Source organism: Cupriavidus sp. CPT47-8839-RL05A (assembly GCF_058792255.1).
In genome coordinates this window covers 135114-158929 of record NZ_JBYTEG010000013.1, presented here as the reverse complement: position 1 = coordinate 158929, position 23816 = coordinate 135114, and the positions used below count along the sequence as shown (strand labels likewise).

The window sequence follows — 23816 nt, the reverse complement described above, 5'->3', positions numbered from 1 at the left end:
GTTGACCTTGTATTCAAAAACGATGCGGCTACATCTCGACGCCGCGCTGCGCCTTGATGCCCTGCTGGAAGGCATGCTTGACCGGCGTCATGTCGGTGACGGTGTCGGCCGCCTCCACCAGGGCCGGCGGCGCGCCACGGCCGGTGATGACCACGTGCTGCATCGGCGGGCGCGCGCGCAGGTCGGCAATGACCTGCTCCACATCAAGATAGTGCAGCTTGAGCGCGATGTTCAGTTCGTCGAACAGCACCAGGCCGATGCCGGGGTCGCGCAGCATGCCGCGCGCCACTTCCCAGGCCGCCTCGGCCTTGGCCACGTCGCGGGCGCGGTCCTGCGTTTCCCAGGTATAGCCCTCGCCCATCACGTGGAAGGCGCACTCGTCCGGGAAGCGGCGCAGGAACATCTCTTCGCCGGTGGGCTGCGCGCCCTTGATGAACTGGACCACGCCAGTGCGCATGCCGTGGCCAAGCGCGCGCACCACCATGCCAAAGCCCGAGCTGGACTTGCCCTTGCCGTTGCCGGTGGTGATGACGATCACGCCGCGCTCATCCTGCGCGGCGGCAATCTTGGCGTCGACGATTTCTTTCTTGCGCTCCATGCGCGCCTTGTGGCGGGCATCGCGGTCCGGGTCTTCTGCAGGGGGGGTCTGGGTATCAGTCATGACGTGTGTCGGGTATGGGTGGGGCGGCGCCGTCGGGGATCAGCGCAGTATGCGCGCCGTCGGTGACGCTGACGATGGCGGTGCGCAGCGCGCGCGAGCAGTGTTCAGGGGTCAGCACCTGGGCGGCAGTGCCATGCAGCGTAGTGCCGTCTTCGGCCATCAGCAGGGCGTGGGTGGCGTAGCGCAGCGCCAGCGTCAGGTCGTGCAGGATCACCACGATGGCATGGCGCCCGGCCCGGGCCAGCGCGGCCAGCTGTTCCAGCACCAGGATCTGGTGGCGCAGGTCCAGGTGCGAGACCGGTTCGTCCAGCAGCAGCAGCGGCGCCTGCTGCGCCAGCGCCGCGGCCAGCGAGGCGCGCTGGCGCTCGCCGCCGGACAGGGTCAGCACATCGCGCGCGGCCAGCGCCTCAATATCCATCGCGCGGATCACTTCGTGCACGATGCGGTCATCCTCGCGCCCGGTCCAGCCCCAGCCGGACAGGTGCGGATGCCGCCCCACGCGCACGGCATCCTGCACCGACATCGAGAAGGTGTCATGCACGGCCTGCGGCAGGTAGGCGCGCTGGCGCGCCAGCACCGCCGGCGCGATCTGCGCCGCCGCGGTGCCGTCGATCTCCGCGCTGCCGCCGTCGGCGTGGCGCAGCCCGGCCAGCACCGTCATCAGCGTGGACTTGCCGGCACCGTTGGGTCCGGCAATGCACCACAGCTGCCCCGCGCCGATGGTCATCGTCAGGCGCTCCACCAGCACGCGCTGGCCGGTGCGCAGCTTCACATCGCGCAGCACGAGCTGCGGACAGGCAGTGAGCGGATGGGACCAGTGCGGGGCCTGGCTCATCGCGGCCTCCGCAGCAGCAGGTAGAGGAAGGTCGGCACGCCCAGCAGCCCGGTGATCACGCCCACCGGCAGCTGCGCGGGCGCGACCACGGTGCGTGCGATCAGGTCGGCGGCCATCAGCAGCGCGCCGCCCAGCAGCGTGGCGGCCGGCAGCAGCAGGCGCTGGTCGTTGCCCCAGGCGAGGCGCACCAGGTGCGGCACCACCAGCCCGACAAAGCCGATCGAGCCGGCCGTGGTGATGGCAGCGGCAATGCACAGCGACGCCAGCAGGAAGGTCGCCAGCCGCACGCGGCCCACGCGCACGCCCAGCGACTGCGCCACGGTCTCGCCCAGCAGCATCACGTTGAGCGCGCGCGCCATCGGCATGGCCAGCAGCAGCGCCACCACCAGCATGGCCAGCGCGCCGCCGTAGGCGGCGGTGCCGCCCAGGTCGCCGGTCAGCCAGAACAGCATGCCGCGCAGGCGCGACTCCGGCGCAATGGAAAGGATCAGGGTAATGACCGCGCCCCAGCCCGCGGCCAGGATCACGCCGGTCAGCAGCAGCCGGGCGCCCGCCTCGCGGTGGCCGCCCTGCACCTGCGGATGCAGCAGGTCGCGCCGCGCCAGCGACGCCACCAGCACCATCGCCCCCAGTGCACCGGCGGCGGCGGCGGCCTGCACGCCCCACCACGGCGCCAGCAGCAGCATGGCCAGCAGCGCGGCAGTGGAGGCGCCGCCCGACACGCCCAGCACATAGGGCTCGGCCAGCGGGTTGCGCAGCAGCACCTGCATCAGCGCGCCGGACAGGGCCAGCAGCCCGCCGCAGGCAAACGCCGCTGCCGCGCGCGGCAGCCGCAGTTCGCGCACGATCGCTGCGGCGGTGCCGGTGTCGGCACCGCTGAGCGCAAGCCAGAGCTCGCGCGCATCGAGTGGCACGCTGCCCAGCGCCAGCGACAACGCGAACGCCAGCAGCGCCGCGAGCGCCAGCACCAGCCAGATCGCCAGGGCGCGCCGGAACTCAGACATGGCGCGCCCGTGCGCTCATCGCTGGCGCCAGCCCAGCGTGATGAAGCCCGCGCGCCCCTGCGTGTTGTAGGGGTAGGCGAGCTGGTAATCCTTGTCGAACAGGTTTTCGACGCGGGCGGCGATGAACCATTGCTTGTCGATGTTGTAGCGGGCGTTCAGGTTGACGATACCGTATCCGCCCAGCCGGCGCGAGCCGGAATCCATGCGCGACGACGACACCAGCCATTCGCCGCCGAAGCGCCAGTTGCCGAAGTCGCGGCCCACGTCGAGCGCGGCATGGCGGCGCGCGCGGCGCAGCAGCTGGGTGTTGGTCTGCTCGTCGACCGGGTTCTGGAAGGTCACGCTGGCGCCGAAGTCGGTGCCATACACGGTGGCGCGCCACGAAGCCTCGATGCCCTGCACCTTGGCCTTGTTGACGTTCTGCGCCAGGAACATGCCGCTGGGCTGCTGCGCCGACACGATCAGGTCGTCGTAGCGCGTCTCGAAGGCGGTCACGCGCAGCAGGCCGGCGCTGGCGGTGGCGTACTGCACGCCGGCCTCGACCGACTTGGCACGTTCGGGCTGCAGGTTCGGCTGGCCGAAGTTGGGGAAGTAAAGCTCGTTGAAGGTCGGCGCGCGGAAGGCATTGCTGACGCTGGCGATCAGCTTGAGCGCATCGGTCACGTAGTAGCCGTAGCCGGCGCGGAAGCTGCCCTGGTTGCCGAAGTCGGAATAATGGTCGTTGCGCGCGTTGAGCTGCAGCTGGTGCTTGCCGATGCGCCCGTCATAGCCGCCGAACACCGAGAACACATTGCGCGTGGGCGCGCCGTAGGCGCTGGAGTCGAGCTCCTGCTGCAGGTAGTCGGTGCCGAACAGCAGCGTGTGGTTGGCGGCCAGCGCATACTCGTTCTGCCAGTTGAACTGGCGGTTGCGGGTATTGAAGGTGCCGTTGGGCCTGCCGTTGAGGAAGGTGTCGCTGCGGTCCTCGCTCTGCGACAGCTTGAAATGGGTGGACCAGTCCGTCCCCACCTTGCCGTTGACGAAGGCCGACAGCGTGTACAGCTCGCTGTTGGTGCGGTTGTCGTCGGTCGGGCGGCCGAAGGCGCTGTCGAACGACAGCTTGCTCTTCGAGTAATAGCCGGTGAAGCCCGCGTCCCAGTTCGGCGCGAAGCGGTGCTTGACCTGGCCCGACACGCTCTGGTTCTCGTACGGGTTGTCGTTGGGATTGGCGCGCGGCGCCTGCTTCGTGTTGATCGACGAGAAGCCGTCGGTCTTGAACGCCGAGCCGGTCAGGTTGAACGAGGTATCGCCGACCTGGCCGCCATAGCCGACCGTGCCCTGGCGCGTGTTGTTGCTGCCGTATTCCACCTGCGCATTGGCCGCCGGCGCCTGGCCCGCGCCGCTCTTGGTGAAGATCTGCACCACGCCGCCGATGGCGTCCGAGCCGTACAGCGCCGACACATTGCCGCGCACCACCTCGATGCGCTCGATCTGGTCGGGCAGGATATTGGCCAGCTGCGCGGTGCCGCTGCTCGCTGACGATACCCGCACGCCGTCGATCAGGATCAGGGTCTGGTTGGAGTTGGCGCCGCGCATGAACAGCGTGGTGTTGGTGCCCATGCCGCCGTTGGCCGAGAACTCCACGCCGGCCTGGTTGCGCAGCAGCGTGCGCAGGTCGGGCGCCTGCGAATTGACGATGTCCTGCTGCGTCACCACCGTGGTGTGAGGCAGCGCCTCGGTAATGGCTTGCGCGGTACGGGTGGAGGTGACCACCACCGGCGCGAGCTGCGTGGTGCGGCTGTCGGTGCCGCTGTCGGCCGCCTGCGCGAACGAAGTGGCCGGAGCCAGGGTGAACGAGGCAATGGCCGCCAGGATGGCGGGCACGGACGGACGCACCGCCGGGGTTGCCGGGCGGGTCGACCTGTGGAGCGATGAACGCATGATGCAGGACTGGATAGGAACGGCCGGGCCCGTTCCCCCGCGGACCATATGGCGATGAGGCGTGCCGCGCACGGGCGGCAGCCCGCGTTCAGGCCGGTATCCGGGCTGGCGACACTGGGCCGGCGCCTTCCCGAACCTGCGGTTCAGTGGCGTGTGGCCGGTCCTGCGGTGCGTGTGGCCGGGAATGGAATCCGGCCTTGCCAGCGGCGTTGCCGGCAGGCTGGCTGTCGGCTATGTCGGGGTCTGGCAGATGCGCACCGCGGTCGCTTACCGTTGCGGGGGCAGCACAGGTTGGCCTGTCCGGCGCGCAGCCGGCCCGGCTCCCTGTTTCCCGTTGAACTGCCCTTTCGCCAGGGACGAAAAGGGCGAGCACCTGGAACGTGCGCGAGTCTAGGGCGTTTCGCCCCCCGCGTCAACGCGGCTGCCAGTAGTGTTTTGTCACAACTCTGGTGGCGTTTTAGGTGCAGAAGCCTGCAACTTCCACGCGGGTCGCCAGTCACAAACCCTTTCCTCCGCATTGTGCAAGCCGGCGCATCGGCTAGAATCGCGATACCTGACACTTCTCCCATCATGACAGGCCCTATGCTCACCGAACTCGAACAACTGGCCGCCAAGATCGGGCGCGTGCTGCACCATGCGGACACCCTGGCGGCGGAGAACCAGCGGCTGCGCGACGAGATCGCCCGGCTGGAGGGCGAAGCCGCGCAGTTGCGCGGCGAGCGCGAGGCCATGGCAGCCGACCGCGAACTGCTCAATATCAAGATCGAGGAAGCGCAGCTGCGCATCCAGTCCATCCTTGACAAGCTGCCGACTGCCAGCGACACGCGCCAGCTCGACCTGCTCGGCGAAGAGGCTGCGGCGCAGGACGCCGAGCCGCACAAGGCTCCCGGAGAACACGCATGAGCAACAAGCAAGTCGAAGTCAATATCGCCGGCCAGCCCTACCGCTTTGCCATCGCGCCCGAGAACGAGGCCGCGCTGCTCGAAGCCGTGGCTCTGGTCGACACGCAAATGAACAAGCTGCGCAACGGCACCGCGGCCAAGGGCGTGGAGCGCGTGGCGGTCATGGCCGCCATCAGCATCGCCTCGGACCTGCTGTCGATGCAGCGCAAGCAGCAGGCCGAGGGCGCGATCCCGGTCGATGCCATCCGCGCGCGCATCCGCGAACTCAACGACCGCGCCGACGAAGCCCTGCGCCAGTATGCGCACGTGGGCACCGGTACGCGCGGCTGAGCAATGAAAGGGGGATGTGCTGCGGATGCCGCGCTGCCGCGCAAAATGTAACGATACGCGCGAGTGGACTTGGTATGCCCTGCAACGCGGTGTATAGTGTAGCCAGACTGCACGAGGCACCATAGATGTGCAGCTACAGGCCAGGTTATCGCGCCCGGCCGCCGTTCTCATCCCATCCTAGTCAGAAACGGCAAACGTCTGACATCCCGCACGCGGATCCGGTTTTCCGGGCACGATGATGCGCCTGGAAAGTCAGACGTTTGACAGTTTCCCTGCCTGGTTCGTGAGGGTCATAAACTCCTTGAACCGATATGCATTGCATGGTGCGGGATCATGTCGCGTGGGCGAGCGCGTCGTCGCATTCATAGTCTGGGCCTGGCCTGGACTCCCTGAGTGGATGATGTACCCGAAATGCGACTTCCGCAGCCACTCTGAACCTCACTTGGGTTCAGGATGCCGACCCAGCGGCCAAGGCGGGGACCCCTTAAAAAGGCGGTGGTTTTCTGAACCATCGCCTTTTTTCTTGCCTGCGCGTCCGCGTGCACACGCTGTGCACGCGGCGCCCTGATCTGCTTCCATTCCTGAGCTGCGCCGTGAGCCCGAACCAGAACCAACGCGCCCGCCAGTACTGGCTGATGAAATCAGAACCGGATGAAGCCAGCATCGACGACCTGGCCCGGGAAGGCACGCTGCCCTGGACCGGCGTGCGCAACTACCAGGCGCGCAACTTCATGCGCGACACCATGCGGATCGGCGACGGCGTGCTGTTCTACCACTCGTCGTGCCCGGAGCCCGGCATTGCCGGCCTGGCCGAGGTCTGCTCCGTGCCCTACCCCGACCCCACCCAGTTCGACCGCAAGAGCCCGTACTATGACGCCGCCTCCAAGGCCGACGCGCCGCGCTGGCTGTTGGTCGACGTGCGCTTCGAACGCAAGAGCGCGCTGATCCCGCTGGCCGCGTTGCGCGAGCATGAGGAACTGGCCGACATGGTGGTGCTGCGTCGCGGCAACCGGCTGTCGATCACGCCGGTGACACCGGCCGAATGGCGCTTCATCACCGGCAAGCTGATGCGCTGAACCCTGCCCGGCCGGCCCAGGCAAGGCTGATCACAACAACCCTGAAGACACGATGCAGTTCGACAACCTGCCGGTGCTGGTTCCTGCCCTGCTTGCCCTGGGCGCTTTCACCGGCTTCTGCGCCGGGCTGCTCGGCGTCGGCGGCGGCATGATGATGGTGCCCTTCCTGACGCTGCTGTTCACCAGCCTGGGCGTTGCCGACGAGGCCATCGTCCATATGGCGATCGCCACCTCGATGGGCACCATCCTGTTCACCTCGTTGTCGTCCGTGCGCGCGCACCACCAGCGCGGCGCGGTGCGCTGGCCGATCGTGCTGGCGCTGGCGCCGGGCATCGTGCTCGGCGGCATGATCGGCGGCGGCAAGGTGTTCGCGGCGCTCAAGACCAGCTGGCTGTCGCTGGCGTTTGCCGGCTTCGTCGGGTTTTCCGCGCTGCAGATGCTGCGCAACCGTCGTCCCAGGCCCGGCCGGCAGCTGCCCGGCCTTGCCGGCATGGCGGGCGCGGGCGGCGTGATCGGCTTCCTGTCCAGCCTGGTTGGCGCGGGCGGCGCCTTTGTCTCGGTGCCGTTCATGACGTGGTGCAACGTGCCGATCCACAACGCGGTGGCGACCTCGGCCGCGCTCGGCTTTCCGATTGCAGCGGCCAGCGTGGCCGGCTATGTCTGGAGCGGCTGGCAGACGCCGGGGCTGCCGGCGGGATCGCTCGGCTATCTCTACCTGCCGGCCCTGCTGGTGATCGCAGCGGCCAGCGTAATGACCGCGCCGCTGGGCGCGCGCACCGCGCACCGCATGGATGTGAGCCAGTTGCGCAAGGTCTTTGCCGCGCTGCTGCTGTGCCTGGCGAGCTATATGTTGTGGAAGGCCTGGCAGGCATTCTGACCCGGACGGGGGAGGCGCGCCCGCGCCGGCTTCGCAACAATCGTTTGCAATGTCGCGGAACGATCGGGCACCCGGTCACGTCTGATACCCATCACGTTTGAACGGGAGAACAACATGAAACAATGGCTTGCCGCCACCCTGCTGGGCACCACCGCCATCGTTGCCTCGGCGCACGGTGGCCCCACTGAAACGCCGTCGGGCGTGCTCTCGCTGAGCGCGCAGGCGGTCACCGAAGTGCCGACCGATATCGTGCACCTGACGCTTGCCGCCGAGCAGGAAGGCGCTGAACCGGCCGCGATTTCCTCGGGCCTGTCGACCCGGACGCAGGCCGTCATCACGCAGGCGCGCCGCGTCCAGGGCGTGACCGCCGAGTCGGGCGGCTTCACCATCCACCCCAACACCGACCGCAACGGCCGCATCAGCACCTGGCGCGGGCGTTCCGAAGTCATCCTGAAGTCGCGCGATTTCTCGGCCGTGTCCAAGCTCGCTGGCGAGCTGGCCAGCCAGATGCAGGTGCAGAACATCGCCTTCTCGCTGTCGCGCGAAGCGCGCGAGGCGGCCGAAGCCAAGCTGGCCGAGCAGGCCATCGCCTCGTTCCGCAGCAAGGCGCAGTCGACCACCAAGCTGTTCGGCTACAACAGCTACACGATCCGCGAAGTCAGCCTGAATGAAACCGGCGTGGTGCCGCCGATGCCGCGCATGTACGGTGCTGCCAAGGCCATGATGGCCGACGCCGCGGTGGCGGTGCCGGTTGAGGGCGGCAAGACGCAGGTGACGGTGTCGGTCAACGGGTCGGTGCAGATGCTGAAGTAACGAAGAAGGGCACGCTGCCGCCCCTCTGTTTGCTCCCTCTCCCGCCTGCGGGAGAGGGAGCAAACCCGCAGCAGTTGAAGTCGCTCAGCCTTTCCCAAAGACCCTCAGAGCACCGCGAACTGCTCGCGCAGCACGTTCTTCTGCACCTTGCCCATGGTATTGCGCGGCAGCTCGTCCACCACGTGCACGCGCTTGGGCACCTTGAAGTTGGCGATGCGGCCCTTGAGCGTGCCGATCAGCGCCGCTTCATCGATATCCGCACCCGGCTTGCGCACCACCACTGCCACCACGGCCTCGCCGAAATCCGCGTGCGGCACGCCGATCACGGCGCTCTCGGCCACGCCTGGCATCTCGTCGATAAAGCTCTCGATTTCCTTCGGGTAGACGTTGTAGCCGCCCGAGATGATCAGGTCCTTGCTGCGCCCGACGATGGTCAGGTAGTTGTCCGGCACCGCGCGCTCGCCGGCCTGGCTGGCAATGGCGCCGCCGAAGCGGCCGACGTCGCCGGTCTTGAACCAGCCGTCCTCGGTGAACTCTTCCCTGGTCTTCTCCGGCATGCGCCAGTAGCCCTTGAACACGTTCGGGCCCTTGACCTCGACATTGCCGATCTCGCCCGGCGTGCACGGCTGGCCCTCGCCATCGACCACGCGCACCGACACGCCCGGCAGCGGCATGCCGACGGTGCCGCCGATGCGCTCGCCCAGCGCGGCATCGTATGGGTTGGACACCAGCATCACGGTCTCGCTCATGCCGTAGCGTTCCAGGATGGTATGGCCGGTGCGCTCGCGGAAGGCATCGAAGGTCTCCAGCAGCAGCGGCGCCGAGCCGGACACGAACAGCCGCATGCGGCGGCAGGTGTCGTCGTCGAAGCGCGGCTCCTGCAGCATGCGCACGTAGTAGGTCGGCACGCCCATCATGACCGTGCAGCGCGGCAGGAATTTCAGCACCTGTGCCATGTCCAGCTTCGGCGCCCAGATCATCTTGGCACCGGCCAGCAGCGCGCCATGCGAAGCCACGAACAGGCCATGCACGTGGAAGATCGGCAGCATGTGCAGCAGCACATCGTCGCTGCGCCAGCCCCAGAATTCATGCAGCGTCTGCGCATTGGAGGCTAGGTTGCGGTGCGTCAGCATCGCGCCCTTGCTGCGGCCGGTGGTGCCGGAGGTGTAGAGAATGGCGGCAAGGTCGTCATCCTGGCGTGCGACCGTCTCGAAGGTATCTGACTTGCCCGCCGCGCGCGACAGCAGCGAGCCGCTGCGGTCGTCGTCCAGGGTAAAGACGTGGTTGACGCCGTGGCGGAACGCCACCTTGGACACCCAGCCGAAATTCTTGCTGCTGCACACCACCACCGACGGCTCGGCATTGCCGACGAAGTAGTCGATCTCTGCCTCCTGGTAGGCGGTGTTCAGCGGCAGGTAGACGTAGCCGGCGCGCAGCGTGGCCAGGTACAGGAACAGCGCTTCGGGGGACTTCTCCACCTGCACCGCCACGCGTGCGCCTTCGGGCAGGTGCAGCGAGGCCAGCAGGTTGGCGAGCTTGGCGGTGGCGCGGTCAAGGTCGTCCCAGCTGTAGTACAGCCCGTCATGGGTCTCGATGCAGCAGGCGGTGCGGTCGGCGGGGAAGCGGGATTCGAACAGGGCGAACAGGTTGGCGTTCATGTCGGGGATCGAACGAAAGGCTGAGGAAAACGAAGAAAACAATGGCGTGTGGAAGCAGTGCTGGCGGCGTGCCCTACTCCCCACGGAACTGCGGTGGCCGGTGCGCGAGGAAGGCGGCCACCCCTTCCGCATGATCCGCGCCTTCGGCGTAGGCAAAATGCGCGTCCAGCTCGGCGGGCGACAGCGGTGCCGGCAGCGGCGCCAGCCGGCGGATGGTGGCCTTGTTGATGCGGGCGGCCACGGGCGCGCCGGCGGCAATGCGGCGCGCCGTGGCCTCGACCTCAGCGGCCAGCGCGCCGGGCTCGACCACGCGGGTCAGCAGCCCTTTGTCGCGCGCCTCGGCGGCGTCGAAGACCCTGCCTTCCAGCAGGATCTCCAGCGCGGCGGCGCGGCCCGCCAGCGCCAGCAGGCCCTGCAGCTCGCCGGGCGCCATCGGGAAGCCCAGGCGGTTGATGGGCACGCCGAAGCGGCTGTCCGAGGCGGCGATGCGCAGATCGCAGTGGCAGGCGATTTCCAGCCCGCCGCCCACGCATACGCCTTCGATCATCGCCACGGTGGGGTGCGTGCATTGCGCCACCGCCGCCAGTGCCGGCGCGATGGTGGCCATGTGGTAGTGGCGCACCGCGGCCTCGTCGGCGCGCTCTGCCGGGAACTCGGCAATGTCGGCGCCGGCGGCAAAGTTGCCGTCGGCACCGCGCACCACCACGCAGCGCAGCGAGGTATCGGCGGACAGGCGTGCAAAGCCCGCGGCCAGCTCGCGCCACATCTGCGCGGAAATGGCGTTGAGCTTGCCCGCGTGCGACAGCGTCACGGTGGCGGTGGTGCCCTGCGTGGCAAACAATACGGTGCCGCTCATCGCCGCGCCCCCTTGCATCGGATCAGCGTTGACATGGCGCCCCGTCAGTCGATCTTGGCGCCGGACTGCTGCACCACCTGGGCCCAGCGGCGAATCTCGGCGTGCTGGAACTGCGCGAACTGCTCCTGCGTAAACGCCGGCGTCTCGGAGCCGTTGTTAAGCCAGACCTGCTTGAGCTCCGACGTGTTCAGCGCCTTCTCGGTCTCTGCATGCAGGCGGTCGACGATCTCCTTGGGCGTGCCCTTGGGCACCCACATCGCATACCAGGTCGACACGTCATAGTTGGGCACGCCTGCCTCGGCCGCGGTCGGCACGTTGGGGAACGCCGCCGAGCGCTTGCTCGAAGCCACCGCCAGCGCCTTGATGCGGCCCGCGCGGATATGCTGTGCCGACGAGCCCAGGCCGTCGAACATCAGGTCGACCTGGCCCGCGATCAGGTCGGACAGCGCCGGGCCCGCACCCTTGTAGGGGATGTGGGTGATGAAGGTCTTGGTCTGGAGCTTGAACAGCTCGCCCGCCAGGTGGTGCGACGAGCCGTTGCCGGCCGAACCGTAGTTCAGCTTGCCGGGATTGGCCTTGGCGTAGGCAATCAGCTCCTGCAGCGTGTTGGCCTTGACGCGGTTGGGATTGACCACCACCACTTGCGGCGGCTGCGCGATCACCGTGACCGGGATGAAGTCCTTCTCGATGTCGTAGTCCAGCTTCTTGTAGAACGACGGCGCAATCGCGTGGTGCGCGCCGCCGATGAACACCGTGTAGCCGTCCGGCGCGGCCTTGGCCGCAATGCTGGCGCCGACCGTGCCGCCGGCGCCGCCGCGGTTGTCGATCACGAACTGCTTGCCGAGCTGCTTGGACAACTGCGCGGTCAGCGGCCGCGCAAAGGCGTCGGTGCCGCCGCCGGCGGGAAACGGCACGATCACGGTGACGGGCTTGGACGGCCAGGTATCGGCATGCGCTGCGGGTGCGGCGAGCATTGCGCCGGTGCCGAGGCCGGCCAGGCCCAGGGCCACGCCCGTTGCGCGCGCGCACGCGGCCAGGCTGAACTGACGACGATTCATTGGTTGTCTCCTCTCTCTTCTGCGGAAAGTCAATCTGATGGCCGCGCGGCACTGCCGCGGCGCGAAGTTACTGCTCAGGTCCCGACAAGAAAACGCGGCGCGCCAGGCGCCGCGGGTACGGGGGCGACCCGCGTGACCGGACCAGGGTCACAGCAGTTTCCCGACGCTACGGCTGATGCGCGGGTTGCCGGCGCCCAGGCGTGCCAGATTGTCATCCAGCGCCTCGGGCACGTAAAGATAATTGACCATCATCCCGCAGCTCTGGCTGCGGCCTTTGCGCGACAGGTCGGCGCCCCAGTTCAGCCGCTCCACGCAGGCCCCGTTGCCGAGGTGGAAGCGCGCGACCGGGTCGGCGGGCATCGACTGGTTGCGTTCGCGCACCAGGAAATGCGCGGCCAGGGTCATCGCGGTATCGCGGATCACGGTATCGGCGGCGTCCGGCACCAGCGCCTCCAGCCACCCGGCGCCGTCCGCTGGCGCCTTGCCGTGGCGCTCGCTCCAGCGCGCCAGGCGCTTGTCGCCCAGCACGCGCGCAATGGCATCGCCATCCTGCTTGCGCAGCCAGTCGGCAAACCCGGGGATCGGCGAGAGCGTGGCGAACTGATTCACTTTTGGGAATTCACGCTGGACCTCCTCGATCACGCGCTTGAGCAGGAAATTGCCGAAGCTCACGCCGCGCAGGCCCGCCTGCGTATTGCTGATCGAATAGAAGATGGCCCACTTGACGCGGCGCAGGTCTTCCAGCGGCGCGGCTTCATCCAGCAATGTATGGACATTGGCCGCCATCTCCGGCGCGAATGCCACCTCGACAAAGATCAGCGGCTCGCGCGGGATGCGCGGGTGGAAGAACGCATAGCAGCGGCGGTCGGAATCGAGGCGGTTGCGCAGGTCGGTCCATGAAGCGATTTCATGCACGGCCTCGTAGCGGATCAGCTTTTCCAGCAGCGATGCCGGCGAATCCCAGGTGATCGGCTGCAGCTCCAGCAGGCCCACGTCGAACCAGTTGGAGAACAGCGCCTCGAGATCGTCGTCAAGCGGGCGCAGCCCCGGCATGCGGCGCTGCCAGCGCAGCATGTCGGCGCGCAGCTGGATCAAGAAGTGCAGGCCGCAAGCGCTGTTGCCGCGCTGGCCGTGCAGCGCGGCGAGCCGCTTGAAGAAGCGGATGCGCGCATTGGACAGGGCCTGGGCCAGGCCCGAAGACGCGGCCTGCGCGCGGGCGGCGCGCGCGCCCTTGTCGCCGTCGGCCCCGGCTTCTTCGCTGCCCTTGCCGCCGCTGCTGGCGACTTCGCCCAGCACCGCCAGCATGCCGCGCCGGGTGGCCTCGCCGGCGGCCTCATACTCGGCCTGCCATGCCTGCGCGGCGGCATTGGCGGCGCCATCGGTCAGGCGCGCGTCGAAGCAAAGCCGCAGCTGCTCGCGCTGGCGGCGCACCGCGCGCGCCGGCAGCGGCGCCTCGCCATCGACCGGCGTTGCCGGGGCCTTGGCGCTGGCCTTGGCGTCGCCCTCGCCCTTGCGTCCCCACCAGCGGCCCAGCCGCGACAGGAACTTGGAACCTGCCGGCTCGCTTTCGCCCAGCGGCGCACTGATCTTCTGGTCACCCGTGTCGAAGGAATTCATGCGGTACCTGCCTTGATGCATCGATCGGAATGTGGGAAAAACATCGGACTGGGGTTGCGGCGCCGCGGCTACTCTTCGGCGCCGGCCACGCGCAGCACCGGCGGCGCGCGCACGGCCTGGGCCTCGGCTGCGCCGGCGGTGGCGCCGGCATCCAGCGTCTTGAGCGCCGCGCGCTGGCGCAGCAGGTGGGTCTTCATCATCGCCTCGGCGCCTTCCGGGTCGCGGGCCTTGAGCGCGGCAAACACGGACAGGTGCTCGGCGCAGGATTCCTGGATCCGGCCCGGCAGCTTCAGGCTCTTGTGGCGCGACAGCCGCAGCACCTTGCGCAGGTCGCTGATCAGGCCCGACAGCCAGCGGTTGCCGGCCAGCCGCTGGATCGATTCGTGGATCTGGAAGTTGGTTTCGTAGTAGGCGTCGATGTCGCCCGCCTGCGCATAGCGCGCCAGGTCGGCATGCAGGCCGTCCAGTGCGTCCAGGTCGGCGCGCGTGGCGTTGCGCGCGGCCTCGTAGGCACAGCGCCCTTCCAGCAGTGCCATCAGCGGGAAGATCTCGTCCAGGTCCTGCTCGGACAGCTCATTGACGAAGCAGCCGCGCCGCGGCTCCAGCCGCACCAGGCCTTCGGCGGCCAGCACCTTGAGCGCTTCGCGCAGCGGCGTGCGCGAGATGCCCAGCGTTTCGGCCATCGCGCTCTCGTCGATCCATGCGCCGGGCACCAGCGTATGCGCGTCAATCATGGCGCGCAGCCGGTCTGCCACTTCCAGGTACAACGCCTGCTGGACGATGCGCATGCTTCCCCCGGGTCGGATCGCGTGACCGACGCGTCCCGGTCACGATCTGGCGTCGGCCAGGCAGATGCGCCCGGTCAGCCATAATTCATAATTATGGATTAGGACGCGAACGATACAAGGAATTTCGATGCTGCGCTGCAAACAAGCCGGAGCGGGTGGTGGTGTTCTGGTGGTTGACCGGCGAGATGCGGTCCGTGGGGTACGGCGTGGGTGCGATATGAGGTGCGGCGGGCGTTTCCATGCCTCCCTGCAAGGAAACGCCCGCGCCTGAAAGTACTGCAGTACTGCTTTTCATCGTCGGCGGGTACTTTCAAAAGTATCTGCCGCGTGGGTCCATGGATTGCCGGCGCTGGCCCTGCGCCCCCCTTTGAAACGCGCTTGCGCGCGGATTTTCCCGTCGCCCTGGCTGTACGTGAAGTGCCGGCAAGTGTGGCCTGTCAGCCGTCACTCCCTCCCTGGCACTTCCGTTGGCGGCTGTGGCTTGCCGCTCATCTTTGTAACAATCAAGATAGCGATTTACGTGCCAGCGTGAATAAGTCACTGATTTTATTGGCAACACGCATTGGAAAGTTGTTACAGAATACGTCTAGTGTAACAGGATGTTTCTAGAGTGTTACGAGGGTTTTCCCACATTTTCTTATACGCGTGCCCGCCTGGCGGCAATGGCATATGCAGATTGTGCCGTGGTCGCTATTTATCAGTGCGAGAATGTGAGCGCATCGCCGCAAATGCCCGATCTAAAGTGGTTGCATTTCTGAAACTGCGGCCGAGGCCGCAATCCTGACTGTCGCTTTCCACACACACTGGAGCTCCGCCATGCAAGCTGGCAGCGATTTCACCCTGGCCGGTACCCCGGCAGACGAGACACCGGCGCCTGCCGAGCCGCGCTACGCCGTGCCGCGGCCGCTGGGCCTGTCCTTTACCGGATCCGGTTCAGAGTACTTCCGTATCTGGATCGTCAATGCACTGCTGACCATCGTCACCTTCGGCATTTATTCGGCCTGGGCCAAGGTGCGCACGCTGCAGTATTTCTATCGCAACACGCGGCTCGACGGCGCGAGTTTTGACTACCACGGCAAGCCGTCCGCGATCCTGAAAGGCCGCGCCATCGTGTTCGCGCTGGTGCTCGCCTTCCAGTTCGCCTCGACGGTCTCGCCCTTCCTTGCGCTGGCGATGCTGGTGGCGCTGCTGGCGGTGTTCCCCCTGTTGCTGGTGCGCTCATTGCGTTTCCGCATGGCCAACTCCAGCTACCGCGGCCTGCGCTTCGCCTTCACCGGCGGCGATGCCGATGCCTACAAGGTGTTCGTGCTGTGGCCGCTGGCCGCGGTGGCCACGCTGGGCCTGCTTGGGCCGCTGGCGCACCAGCGCTTCAAGCGCTACCAGCACAACCACACCCGCTTCGGCACCGCACCGTTTGCCTTCGACGCCGGCGCGGGCGATTTCTATGGCGTCTACCTGCGTGCCTTCGGCGTGATGGTCGCGCTGGTGGCGGCCGCGGCACTGGCCGGCTTCGTGCTGGGCGTGACCGCGTCGGGCAAGGCGGGCGCGATGCTGTCGTTCGGCATCGGCGTGACCGGTTTCTACCTGGCGCTGCTGGCCGTCAGCCCTTACGTGATGGCACGCTTGCAGAATGTCGTGTGGAGCCACACCACGCTGGCGCCGCATGCGTTCCGCAGCGAGGTGGGGGCCGGCCGCATGGTCTTTATCTTCGTCACCAACCTGATCGCGATCGCGCTGACGCTGGGCCTGTACCTGCCGTTCGCGCGGGTGCGTTCGGCGCGCTACCGGCTCGAATGCGTGACCATGCTGGCGGCGGGCCCGCTCGACACCTTCGTGGCCGGCGAGGCGCAACAAGTCGGTGCGCTGGGCGATGCGGCGGTAGACTGGTACGACATCGACATCGCGCTCTGAGCACGCCGTGCGCTGACCCCGCCCGCACCATGATCCCAGTCACCTTCTTCGATGGCCGCTCGTCGCGCGCGCATCCGGCCACGCTGGCCGTTGAGGCGCAGCAGGCCGTGCTGCGCGACGACTCCGGCGCCGAGCTGCGGCGCGCGCCGCTGTCGGACGTGCGCGTGTCCGAGCGCGTGCGCCGCGCGCCGCGGCTGGTCACCTTTGCCGACGGCGCCTTCTGCGAGATCACCGACCACGCCGCCTTAGACCACCTGCTGGCCGCCACCGGCCATCGCGACAGCCTGGTGGCGCGCGCGCAGAACAGCTGGCGCCTGGCCGGCCTGGCCGTGGCGGGGCTGGTGGCGGTGCTGGTGCTGGGCTATTACGTGCTGCTGCCATGGGGCGCCGGCATGATGGCGCGCACGGTGCCGCCCGAGGTGGAGGCCCATCTCGGCAAGCTGACGCTGGCGAGCCTGGACAACGGCATGGTCAAGCCGACGCAGCTGCCGCCCGCCGAGCAGCAACGCATCCGCTCGGCCTTCGCGGCGCTGAAGCGCCCGCGCGATGCCGGCCACGACTACCAGATCCTGTTCCGCCAGGGCGGCGAGATCGGCGCCAATGCGCTGGCGCTGCCGGGCGGCACCATCGTGGTCACCGACGAACTGGTCAGCCTGGCCGGCACCGGTGCCGGCATGATGGGCGTGCTGGCCCATGAAGCCGGCCATGTCGCCAACCGGCACGGCTTGCAGCAGGTGATCCAGGGGTCGGCGCTGGCGGCGCTGTCGGCCTACCTGTTCGGGGATATCTCGACGGTGCTGGCCGGGGTGCCGGCCGCGATCCTGACGCTGCGCTATTCACGCGACCATGAGCGCGAGGCCGACGCCTTTGCGATCGAGGTCATGCAGCGCAACGGCCTGCCGCCCGCGGCACTGGCCGATGTGCTGGTCAGGCTGGACAATCGGCGCGGTGCGGCGTCGGACGCCGAGCCGGAACGCGGCCAGGACTTCATGTCGACCCACCCGCAAACGCAGGCGCGCATCGACGCCTTGCGCCGCGCCGGCAAATAGCGCCGGCGGATTCTCAGGCCGCCGGCTGTGATGCGCCGGCGCCGGGCTGGCGCCGGTAGGCCCAGACCACCATGGCGATGCCGGCCAGGATCATCGGCAGGCTCAGCCACTGGCCCATCGACAGCTTCAGCGCCAGCAGGCCCAGGAAGTTGTCGGGCTCGCGCGCGAATTCCGCGGCAAAGCGGAAGGCGCCATAGCCGATCAGGAATACCCCCGACACCGCGCCCATCGGCCGCGGCTTGCGCGCGAACAGCCACAGGACGATGAACAGCGCCACGCCCTCGCCGGCAAACTGGTACAGCTGCGACGGATGGCGCGGGATGTTGTCGCCCGCCTGCGGGAAGATCATGCCCCACGGCAGGTCGGTGGCGCGGCCCCACAGCTCGCCGTTGATGAAGTTGCCGATGCGGCCGGCGGCCAGCCCGCAGGGGATCATCGGCGCGATGAAGTCGGTCACCTCCATCCAGCGGCGCCGGCGCAGTTTGCCGAACAGCCACATCGCCACGACCACGCCCAGGAAGCCGCCATGGAAGGCCATGCCGCCTTCCCACACCTTGAGGATCTCGAGCGGATGGGCCAGGTAGTACGACGGCTTGTAGAACAGCACATAGCCCAGCCGCCCGCCCAGGATCACGCCCAGCACGCCGAAGAACAGCATGTCGTCCAGGTCGCGCGTGGTCCAGCCCTTGGCCGCGATATGCGGCTGGCGGATGCGCAGGCGCCCGAAGCCCAGGAACATGATGAACCCGGCCAGGTACATCAGCCCGTACCAGCGGATGGCAAGCGGGCCCAGGTGGATGGCAACCGGGTCGAACTGGGGATGAATCAGCATGTTGGCGTGAATGGAGGTTGTAAAGGCCGCGGCCTGCGTATTGTCAGTGGCCTCGGTGACATTGGTGACGTGTCAGCGAGGGGCGGGCCCGGCTGCGCCTGCTTCTTGCGCGAGCGCGGTCGCAATATCGATGAACGAGCGCAGCACCGGCGCCACGCCGGCAGACGCGCCGTCGCGCCAGACCAGCCCGGTCTCGATCTGCGGGCCGGCCTCGCGCAGCGCCAGGTAGGACACCCCGGTGCGGCGAAGGTTGCACAGCGAGGCCGGCACCAGCGCCACGCCCATGCCCGCCGATACCAGGCTGACGATGGTCTGCATCTGGATGGCTTCCTGCGCGATCACGGGCACCAGGCCCTCGCGCGCATAGTAGCCCGTAATGATGTCATAAAACGCCGGCGCGCTTCGGCGCGGGAAGATGATCAGCGGTTCATGGGCGGCCTCGCGCAGCGACACCGCGGCGTCGCCCGCCAGCACCGCGCCCGCCGGCCGCCAGCCGTCGGGCACGGCCAGCACCAGCGGCTCGCTCACCAGCGGCAGGTAGGCCAGCCCGTGCGGCATGGCCGGCAACTGCGGCCGGATCACCAGGCCGGCGTCGATCGCCCCCTCCATCAACCCCTCGAGCTGCACGTCGCTGGTGGCCTCGCGCAGTTGCAATTGCACCTCCGGGTGCCGGGCGCGAAAGCGCCGCAACAAGTCGGGAAGGATGCCGTAGTCGGCGGTGCTGACAAAGGCCAGCGACAGCGACCCCACCTCGCCGCGCGCCAGCCGCTGCGCCAGCCCGGGCAGCGCCGCGGCATCGGCCAGCACGCGCCGCACCTCGGGCAGCCACTGCTGGCCGGCCGGCGTCAGCGCCACCGAGCGCCGCGTGCGCACGAACAGCTGCACGCCGATTTCCTCTTCCAGCGCCTGGATCTGCTGCGACAAGGGCGGCTGCGTCATCGACAGGCGGCCTGCCGCGCGGCCGAAATGCAACTCTTCCGCCACAGTGATGAAGTAACGCAACTGACGCAGGTCCAAACGCGCTCCTGATATGTTTTTCGACTCAATAAAGGTCAAATAATATATTTGACACTCCAAAACGCAAGCGTCATTCTTTGGCCCACAACATCGCCGCCGTGCGTTCGTGCCTCCAGGTCTTCGGGCGCAGCGCGGAGCGGCACTGAAGACCCCCCGGAGATTCCCCATCATGGCATTCAACAAACGCTCGCAGAACATCACGCAAGGCGTGGCGCGTTCGCCCAACCGTTCGATGTACTACGCACTCGGCTACAAGAAGGAAGACTTTGACAAGCCGATGGTGGGCATCGCCAACGGCCACTCGACCATCACCCCCTGCAACGCGGGCCTGCAGCGCCTGGCCGATGCGGCCATCGACGCGATCAAGGCCTCGGACGCCAACCCGCAGGTGTTCGGCACCCCGACCATCTCGGACGGCATGTCGATGGGCACCGAGGGCATGAAGTACTCGCTGATCTCGCGCGAGGTCATCGCCGACTGCATCGAGACTGCCGCGCAGGGCCAGTGGATGGACGGCGTGGTCGTGATCGGCGGCTGCGACAAGAACATGCCGGGCGGCATGATCGCGCTGGCGCGCACCAACGTGCCGGGCATCTACGTCTATGGCGGCACCATCAAGCCGGGCAACTGGAAGGGCAAGGACCTGACCATCGTGTCGTCGTTCGAGGCCGTGGGCGAATTCACCGCCGGCCGCATGAGCCAGGAAGACTTCGAGGGCGTGGAAAAGAACGCCTGCCCGTCGACCGGTTCGTGCGGCGGCATGTACACCGCCAACACCATGAGCTCGTCGTTCGAGGCGCTGGGCATGTCGCTGCTGTACTCGTCGACCATGGCCAACCCGGACCAGGAGAAGGTCGACAGCGCCGCCGAATCGGCGCGCGTGCTGGTCGAGGCGATCAAGCAGGACATCAAGCCGCGCGACATCATCACGCGCAAGTCGATCGAGAATGCCGTGGCGCTGATCATGGCCACGGGCGGCTCGACCAACGCCGTGCTGCACTACCTGGCCATCGCCCACGCCGCCGAGGTGGAATGGACCATCGACGACTTCGAGCGCATCCGCCGCAAGGTGCCGGTGATCTGCAACCTGAAGCCGTCGGGCCAGTACGTGGCGACCGACCTGCACAAGGCCGGCGGCATCCCGCAGGTCATGAAGATCCTGCTCAAGGCCGGCATGCTGCATGGCGACTGCCTGACCATCACCGGCCGCACGTTGGCTGAAGAGCTGGAAAACGTTCCCGACACCCCGCGTGCCGACCAGGACGTGATCCTGCCGATCGAGAAGGCGCTCTACGCCGAAGGCCACCTGGCCATCCTGAAGGGCAACCTGGCCGAAGAAGGCGCGGTCGCCAAGATCACCGGCCTGAAGAACCCGGTCATCACTGGCCCGGCGCGCGTGTTCGAAGACGAGCAGAGCGCGATGGAAGCGATCCTGGCCGACAAGATCAACGCCGGCGACATCCTGGTGCTGCGCTACCTCGGCCCCAAGGGCGGCCCCGGCATGCCGGAAATGCTGGCCCCGACCTCGGCCATCATCGGCAAGGGGCTGGGCGAATCGGTCGGCTTTATTACCGACGGCCGCTTCTCTGGTGGTACCTGGGGCATGGTGGTTGGCCACGTGGCGCCGGAAGCGTATGTGGGCGGCACGATTGCGCTGGTGCAGGAAGGCGATTCGATCACCATCGATGCGCACAAGCTGCTGCTGCAGCTGAACGTGGCGGATGAAGAACTGGCCAGGCGCCGGGCCAACTGGAAGCAGCCGGCGCCGCGTTATACGCGTGGGGTGCTGGCGAAATTCTCGAAGCTGGCGTCGACGGCGAGCAAGGGTGCAGTGACGGACTGACTCTCGGCCGCGCTGATGCAAAAAAGCCTGCGAGCGATCGCAGGCTTTTTTGTTTGCCGACGTCTGTCGAGACCCGCCGGTCCGCTCCAGCCCTTCAGCCGCCGTTAATCCTCACCTGGCGTCTTCTCGATCTCCTCCAGCGTCGCATCCAGCCATTCCACCAGCCGCGCCTCCAGCGACTGCGTCAGCTCGCTGGCCAGTTGCGCCGTCAGCGGCGCCAGGCGCGACTGCAGCGTGGCCTCGGTATGGGCCGCCACGACCTGCGGCCATTCGGTCCGGAAGCGCATCATCACGCGCGTCAGCAACTCGGTGCGCACCGCGCGCAGGTCGTCCTCGCCCGGCGCGCCGCTATCTGCCGGCATCGCCGGTGCGGCGCCCTCGTCCGCCACGGCGTCGCCGGTATCGCCGACATGCATGACCAGGCCCGAATCGGCCATGCCGAAGGTATCGATCACGCCCTCCTGCGCAGCGGCAGCCGGCGCTGCTGCCCCTGCGTCCGGCAGTTCGAACACCTCGGTCAGCAGCGGGATGCTGTCGTTCGGATCGAGCCGCGGGATCACCCGCGAGGTGGTGCGTTCGCTCATGCGGCGTCTCCCTTGGGCTGGCCGATGTCGTGGTGCGTCAGCGGATAGCCGCGTTCGCGGTAGAAACGGTAGCGCTGGCGGCCGGCTTCGCGCGCGGCATCGCCGGCGCCCACTACCTCGATCAGCCGTTCGAAGCTGGCAAACTGCGCCGGGGCCTGGTCTGCCAGGTTGATCAGCAGCTGGTGGTGCGGCACGCCTTCGGTGGTGGCGGCCAGCAGGATCGGCGTGACCGCCGCATTGGGGTTTTCCAGCCCGCAATGGGGCAGGAAATCCAGCGCGGAGAAGGTCCACAAGCGCGCATCCAGGTCCGCCAGCTGCGCCGGCGCCCCGTGGATCACCACCTTCTGCCCGGCGCCGTAGGCCTTGCGGACCAGCCGGCAGACATAGCCGAGCACGTCCGGCACGTTGCTGTGGAAATCGATGCGCGTCATGGACCCTTGCTGCCTCTGTTGCCTGCCGCCGCCGCCATCAGGCCGCGCGGTCCATCAGGAACTGCGCCAGCAGCGGCACCGGGCGGCCGGTGGCCCCCTTGGCCGCGCCGCTCTTCCAGGCGGTGCCGGCGATGTCCAGGTGGGCCCAGTCGTATTTCTCGGTAAAGCGCGACAGGAAACATGCCGCCGTCACGCTGCCGGCCGGGCGGCCGCCGATATTGCCCATGTCGGCAAAGTTGGACTTGAGCTGGTCCTGGTACTCGTCGTCCAGCGGCATGCGCCAGGCGGTGTCCATGGCACGGCGGCCGGCCTGCAGCAGGGCATCGGCAAGCGCGTCGGAGCGCGCGTACAGGCCGCTGTTGATGTGGCCGAGCGCGATGATGCAGGCGCCCGTCAGCGTGGCCACGTCGATCACCGCGGCCGGCTTGAAGCGCTCCACATAGGTCAGCGCGTCGCACAGGATCAGGCGGCCTTCGGCGTCGGTGTTCAGGACCTCGATGGTCTGGCCGGACATGCTGGTGACCACGTCGCCCGGCTTGGTGGCGATGCCGCTGGGCATGTTCTCGCAGGTCGGCACCACGGCGATGACGTTGAGCTTCAGGCCCATCTCGGCCACGGCCTGGATCGTGCCCAGCACCGAGGCGGCGCCGCACATGTCGTACTTCATCTCGTCCATGCCCTCGCCCGGCTTGAGCGAGATGCCGCCGGTATCGAAGGTGATGCCCTTGCCCACCAGCACCACCGGGGCCTGCTTGGCGCCGGCGCCGTCGTAGCGCAGCACGATGAACTGCGGCGGCTCTTCGCTGCCCTTGGTCACGGCCAGGAAGGCCCCCATGTTCAGGGCCTCGATCTGCTTGCGGCCCAGCACCTCGGCCTTGAGCTTGTGGCGCTTGGCAATGCCGCGGGCGGTGTTGGCCAGGTAGGTCGGCGTGCAGATATTGGACGGCAGGTTGCCCAGGTCGCGCGTCAGCTCCATGCCGTTGGCGATGGCGGTGCCGCGCACCACGGCCTGGGTGGCGGCGCGCGCATCGCCGCTGTCGACCGCGATCACGACCTTGCGCAGCGAGGACTTGTCGTTGCCGTTGGGCTTGCCGTTGGCATTGGCGCGCTTCAGGCCCGGATGGCGCTCCAGCAGCCGATAGCCGGCTTCGCGCACCAGCGTGATGGTGGTGATCACCGCCCAGGCGACATCGCGCTGCTGCGGCGCCTGTTGCGCCAGGCACCACAGGGCCGAGGCCGCACGCGTGGACGACAAGGCACGCACGGCGGTGCGGACCGCGTCGGCAAAGGCCTTGTCGCTGAAGTCGGCTTCCTTGCCCAGGCCCACCAGCAGCACGCGCGCGGCGCCCACGCCGGCCACTTCGTGCAGCATCAGGTGGGTGCCGCGCTTGCCTTCGAAGTCGCCCTGCTTGACCAGCCGTCCCACCAAGCCCTTGGTGGCCACGTCCAGTGCCTTGGCCACTCCGGCCAGGTTCTGGCCTTCGAACAGGCCGACCACCAGGCAGTCGGTCTTGGTCGCCAGGAAACCATTTTGGCCGGCTTTGCTCCAATCCAAGGCTTTTGTGCTAAATTCCATCGCGCTTCCTTCCAGGGGCTCGTTAGACACGAAAGCCTCCATTATCCGCGATTTTTATCCCGCGACCTGCCGCCGCTGATACGCCCCGGTCACGCTGACAGCATGCTGTGCTGCCAGCCAGCTGTTCTGCCAGGCACCTCGCACGGCACATCGCCCGCTCCGGCCGGCAGCCCGGAAC

Annotated in this window: 22 protein-coding genes and 1 other RNA gene; 9 read left to right on the top strand and 14 right to left on the bottom strand. The window is 67.8% G+C overall.

Annotation, left to right across the window (positions count from 1 at the left end; all coding sequences use genetic code 11):
* Positions 1 to 28: 28 nt before the first annotated feature.
* The 4 genes from cobO to AC3WVS_RS17705 are packed head-to-tail and all read right to left on the bottom strand — an operon-like array spanning position 29 to position 4420.
* On the bottom strand, positions 29 to 661 hold the full coding sequence (gene cobO / locus AC3WVS_RS17720; protein ID WP_492319712.1) for a cob(I)yrinic acid a,c-diamide adenosyltransferase: 633 nt from the start codon (positions 659 to 661) through the stop codon (positions 29 to 31).
* Complete coding sequence (locus AC3WVS_RS17715) at positions 654 to 1496, bottom strand: ABC transporter ATP-binding protein (protein ID WP_492319711.1); 843 nt, start codon at positions 1494 to 1496, stop codon at positions 654 to 656. The genes cobO and AC3WVS_RS17715 overlap by 8 nt, the downstream gene beginning before the upstream one ends.
* Positions 1493 to 2500 (bottom strand): FecCD family ABC transporter permease, encoded by a 1008-nt coding sequence (locus tag AC3WVS_RS17710; RefSeq protein WP_492319710.1) that lies wholly within the window; start codon positions 2498 to 2500, stop codon positions 1493 to 1495. Before AC3WVS_RS17710 ends, AC3WVS_RS17715 begins: the two co-directional genes overlap by 4 nt.
* Before the next feature lie 15 nt (positions 2501 to 2515).
* Complete coding sequence (locus tag AC3WVS_RS17705) at positions 2516 to 4420, bottom strand: TonB-dependent receptor domain-containing protein (protein WP_492319709.1); 1905 nt, start codon at positions 4418 to 4420, stop codon at positions 2516 to 2518.
* A gap of 582 nt (positions 4421 to 5002) precedes the next feature.
* On the opposite strand from AC3WVS_RS17705, the gene AC3WVS_RS17700 reads away from it, so the two are divergent.
* The 6 genes from AC3WVS_RS17700 to AC3WVS_RS17675 all read left to right on the top strand — a co-directional run bounded on the left by AC3WVS_RS17700 (position 5003) and on the right by AC3WVS_RS17675 (position 8418).
* Positions 5003 to 5323, top strand: coding sequence for a hypothetical protein (locus AC3WVS_RS17700; RefSeq protein WP_010814920.1), 321 nt, complete (start codon positions 5003 to 5005; stop codon positions 5321 to 5323).
* Positions 5320 to 5652 carry a cell division protein ZapA gene (locus AC3WVS_RS17695; RefSeq protein WP_035823521.1) on the top strand — a complete coding sequence of 111 codons (333 nt, stop codon included), beginning with the start codon at positions 5320 to 5322 and terminating at the stop codon, positions 5650 to 5652. The genes AC3WVS_RS17700 and AC3WVS_RS17695 overlap by 4 nt, the downstream gene beginning before the upstream one ends.
* 266 nt (positions 5653 to 5918) lie before the next feature.
* A non-coding RNA gene (gene ssrS, locus AC3WVS_RS17690) (6S RNA) lies at positions 5919 to 6136 on the top strand.
* Between the two features lie 109 nt (positions 6137 to 6245).
* Complete coding sequence (locus tag AC3WVS_RS17685; RefSeq protein WP_010814922.1) at positions 6246 to 6728, top strand: EVE domain-containing protein; 483 nt, start codon at positions 6246 to 6248, stop codon at positions 6726 to 6728.
* 52 nt (positions 6729 to 6780) lie between these two features.
* Positions 6781 to 7605, top strand: coding sequence for a sulfite exporter TauE/SafE family protein (locus AC3WVS_RS17680; protein WP_492319708.1), 825 nt, complete (start codon positions 6781 to 6783; stop codon positions 7603 to 7605).
* Positions 7606 to 7719: 114 nt separating this feature from the next.
* Positions 7720 to 8418 (top strand): SIMPL domain-containing protein, encoded by a 699-nt coding sequence (locus AC3WVS_RS17675; protein ID WP_492319707.1) that lies wholly within the window; start codon positions 7720 to 7722, stop codon positions 8416 to 8418.
* Between the two features lie 104 nt (positions 8419 to 8522).
* Here the strand turns inward: AC3WVS_RS17675 and AC3WVS_RS17670 are convergent, their stop codons facing one another.
* From AC3WVS_RS17670 to AC3WVS_RS17650, 5 genes are all read right to left on the bottom strand, one after another.
* On the bottom strand, positions 8523 to 10076 hold the full coding sequence (locus AC3WVS_RS17670) for a malonate--CoA ligase (RefSeq protein ID WP_492319706.1): 1554 nt from the start codon (positions 10074 to 10076) through the stop codon (positions 8523 to 8525).
* Positions 10077 to 10149: 73 nt separating this feature from the next.
* Positions 10150 to 10932: an enoyl-CoA hydratase/isomerase family protein gene (locus AC3WVS_RS17665; protein WP_492319705.1), complete on the bottom strand. Its 783-nt coding sequence runs from the start codon at positions 10930 to 10932 to the stop codon at positions 10150 to 10152.
* Positions 10933 to 10976: 44 nt separating this feature from the next.
* Positions 10977 to 11990, bottom strand: coding sequence for a Bug family tripartite tricarboxylate transporter substrate binding protein (locus AC3WVS_RS17660; RefSeq protein ID WP_492319704.1), 1014 nt, complete (start codon positions 11988 to 11990; stop codon positions 10977 to 10979).
* Between the two features lie 147 nt (positions 11991 to 12137).
* A complete protein-coding gene (locus AC3WVS_RS17655; protein WP_492319703.1) occupies positions 12138 to 13607 on the bottom strand; it encodes a malonyl-CoA decarboxylase domain-containing protein in 1470 nt (489 codons plus the stop codon).
* Positions 13608 to 13675: 68 nt separating this feature from the next.
* Complete coding sequence (locus tag AC3WVS_RS17650) at positions 13676 to 14395, bottom strand: GntR family transcriptional regulator (protein ID WP_011615942.1); 720 nt, start codon at positions 14393 to 14395, stop codon at positions 13676 to 13678.
* 816 nt (positions 14396 to 15211) lie between these two features.
* On the opposite strand from AC3WVS_RS17650, the gene AC3WVS_RS17645 reads away from it, so the two are divergent.
* Positions 15212 to 16306, top strand: a complete 1095-nt coding sequence (locus AC3WVS_RS17645) for a YjgN family protein (RefSeq protein ID WP_492319702.1) — start codon at positions 15212 to 15214, stop codon at positions 16304 to 16306.
* A gap of 29 nt (positions 16307 to 16335) precedes the next feature.
* Positions 16336 to 17355, top strand: a complete 1020-nt coding sequence (locus AC3WVS_RS17640) for a M48 family metallopeptidase (RefSeq protein WP_492319701.1) — start codon at positions 16336 to 16338, stop codon at positions 17353 to 17355.
* A gap of 13 nt (positions 17356 to 17368) precedes the next feature.
* On the opposite strand, the gene lgt is transcribed toward AC3WVS_RS17640, so the two are convergent.
* Both lgt and AC3WVS_RS17630 read right to left on the bottom strand, forming a co-directional pair.
* Complete coding sequence (gene lgt, locus AC3WVS_RS17635) at positions 17369 to 18187, bottom strand: prolipoprotein diacylglyceryl transferase (RefSeq protein ID WP_492319700.1); 819 nt, start codon at positions 18185 to 18187, stop codon at positions 17369 to 17371.
* A gap of 72 nt (positions 18188 to 18259) precedes the next feature.
* A complete protein-coding gene (locus AC3WVS_RS17630) occupies positions 18260 to 19204 on the bottom strand; it encodes a LysR family transcriptional regulator (protein ID WP_492319699.1) in 945 nt (314 codons plus the stop codon).
* A 169-nt stretch (positions 19205 to 19373) separates the two neighbouring features.
* On the opposite strand from AC3WVS_RS17630, the gene ilvD reads away from it, so the two are divergent.
* On the top strand, positions 19374 to 21047 hold the full coding sequence (ilvD, locus tag AC3WVS_RS17625) for a dihydroxy-acid dehydratase (RefSeq protein WP_010814934.1): 1674 nt from the start codon (positions 19374 to 19376) through the stop codon (positions 21045 to 21047).
* 104 nt (positions 21048 to 21151) lie between these two features.
* On the opposite strand, the gene AC3WVS_RS17620 is transcribed toward ilvD, so the two are convergent.
* The 3 genes from AC3WVS_RS17620 to AC3WVS_RS17610 are packed head-to-tail and all read right to left on the bottom strand — an operon-like array spanning position 21152 to position 23638.
* The gene (locus AC3WVS_RS17620) at positions 21152 to 21631 is read right to left on the bottom strand and encodes a hypothetical protein (protein WP_492319698.1); all 480 of its coding nucleotides are present in this window, start codon (positions 21629 to 21631) and stop codon (positions 21152 to 21154) included.
* Entirely contained in the window at positions 21628 to 22062 is a 435-nt protein-coding gene (locus AC3WVS_RS17615; protein ID WP_492319697.1) for a DNA polymerase III subunit chi, read from the bottom strand. The genes AC3WVS_RS17620 and AC3WVS_RS17615 overlap by 4 nt, the downstream gene beginning before the upstream one ends.
* A 37-nt stretch (positions 22063 to 22099) precedes the next feature.
* On the bottom strand, positions 22100 to 23638 hold the full coding sequence (locus AC3WVS_RS17610) for a leucyl aminopeptidase (RefSeq protein WP_492319696.1): 1539 nt from the start codon (positions 23636 to 23638) through the stop codon (positions 22100 to 22102).
* Positions 23639 to 23816 lie beyond the last annotated feature (178 nt).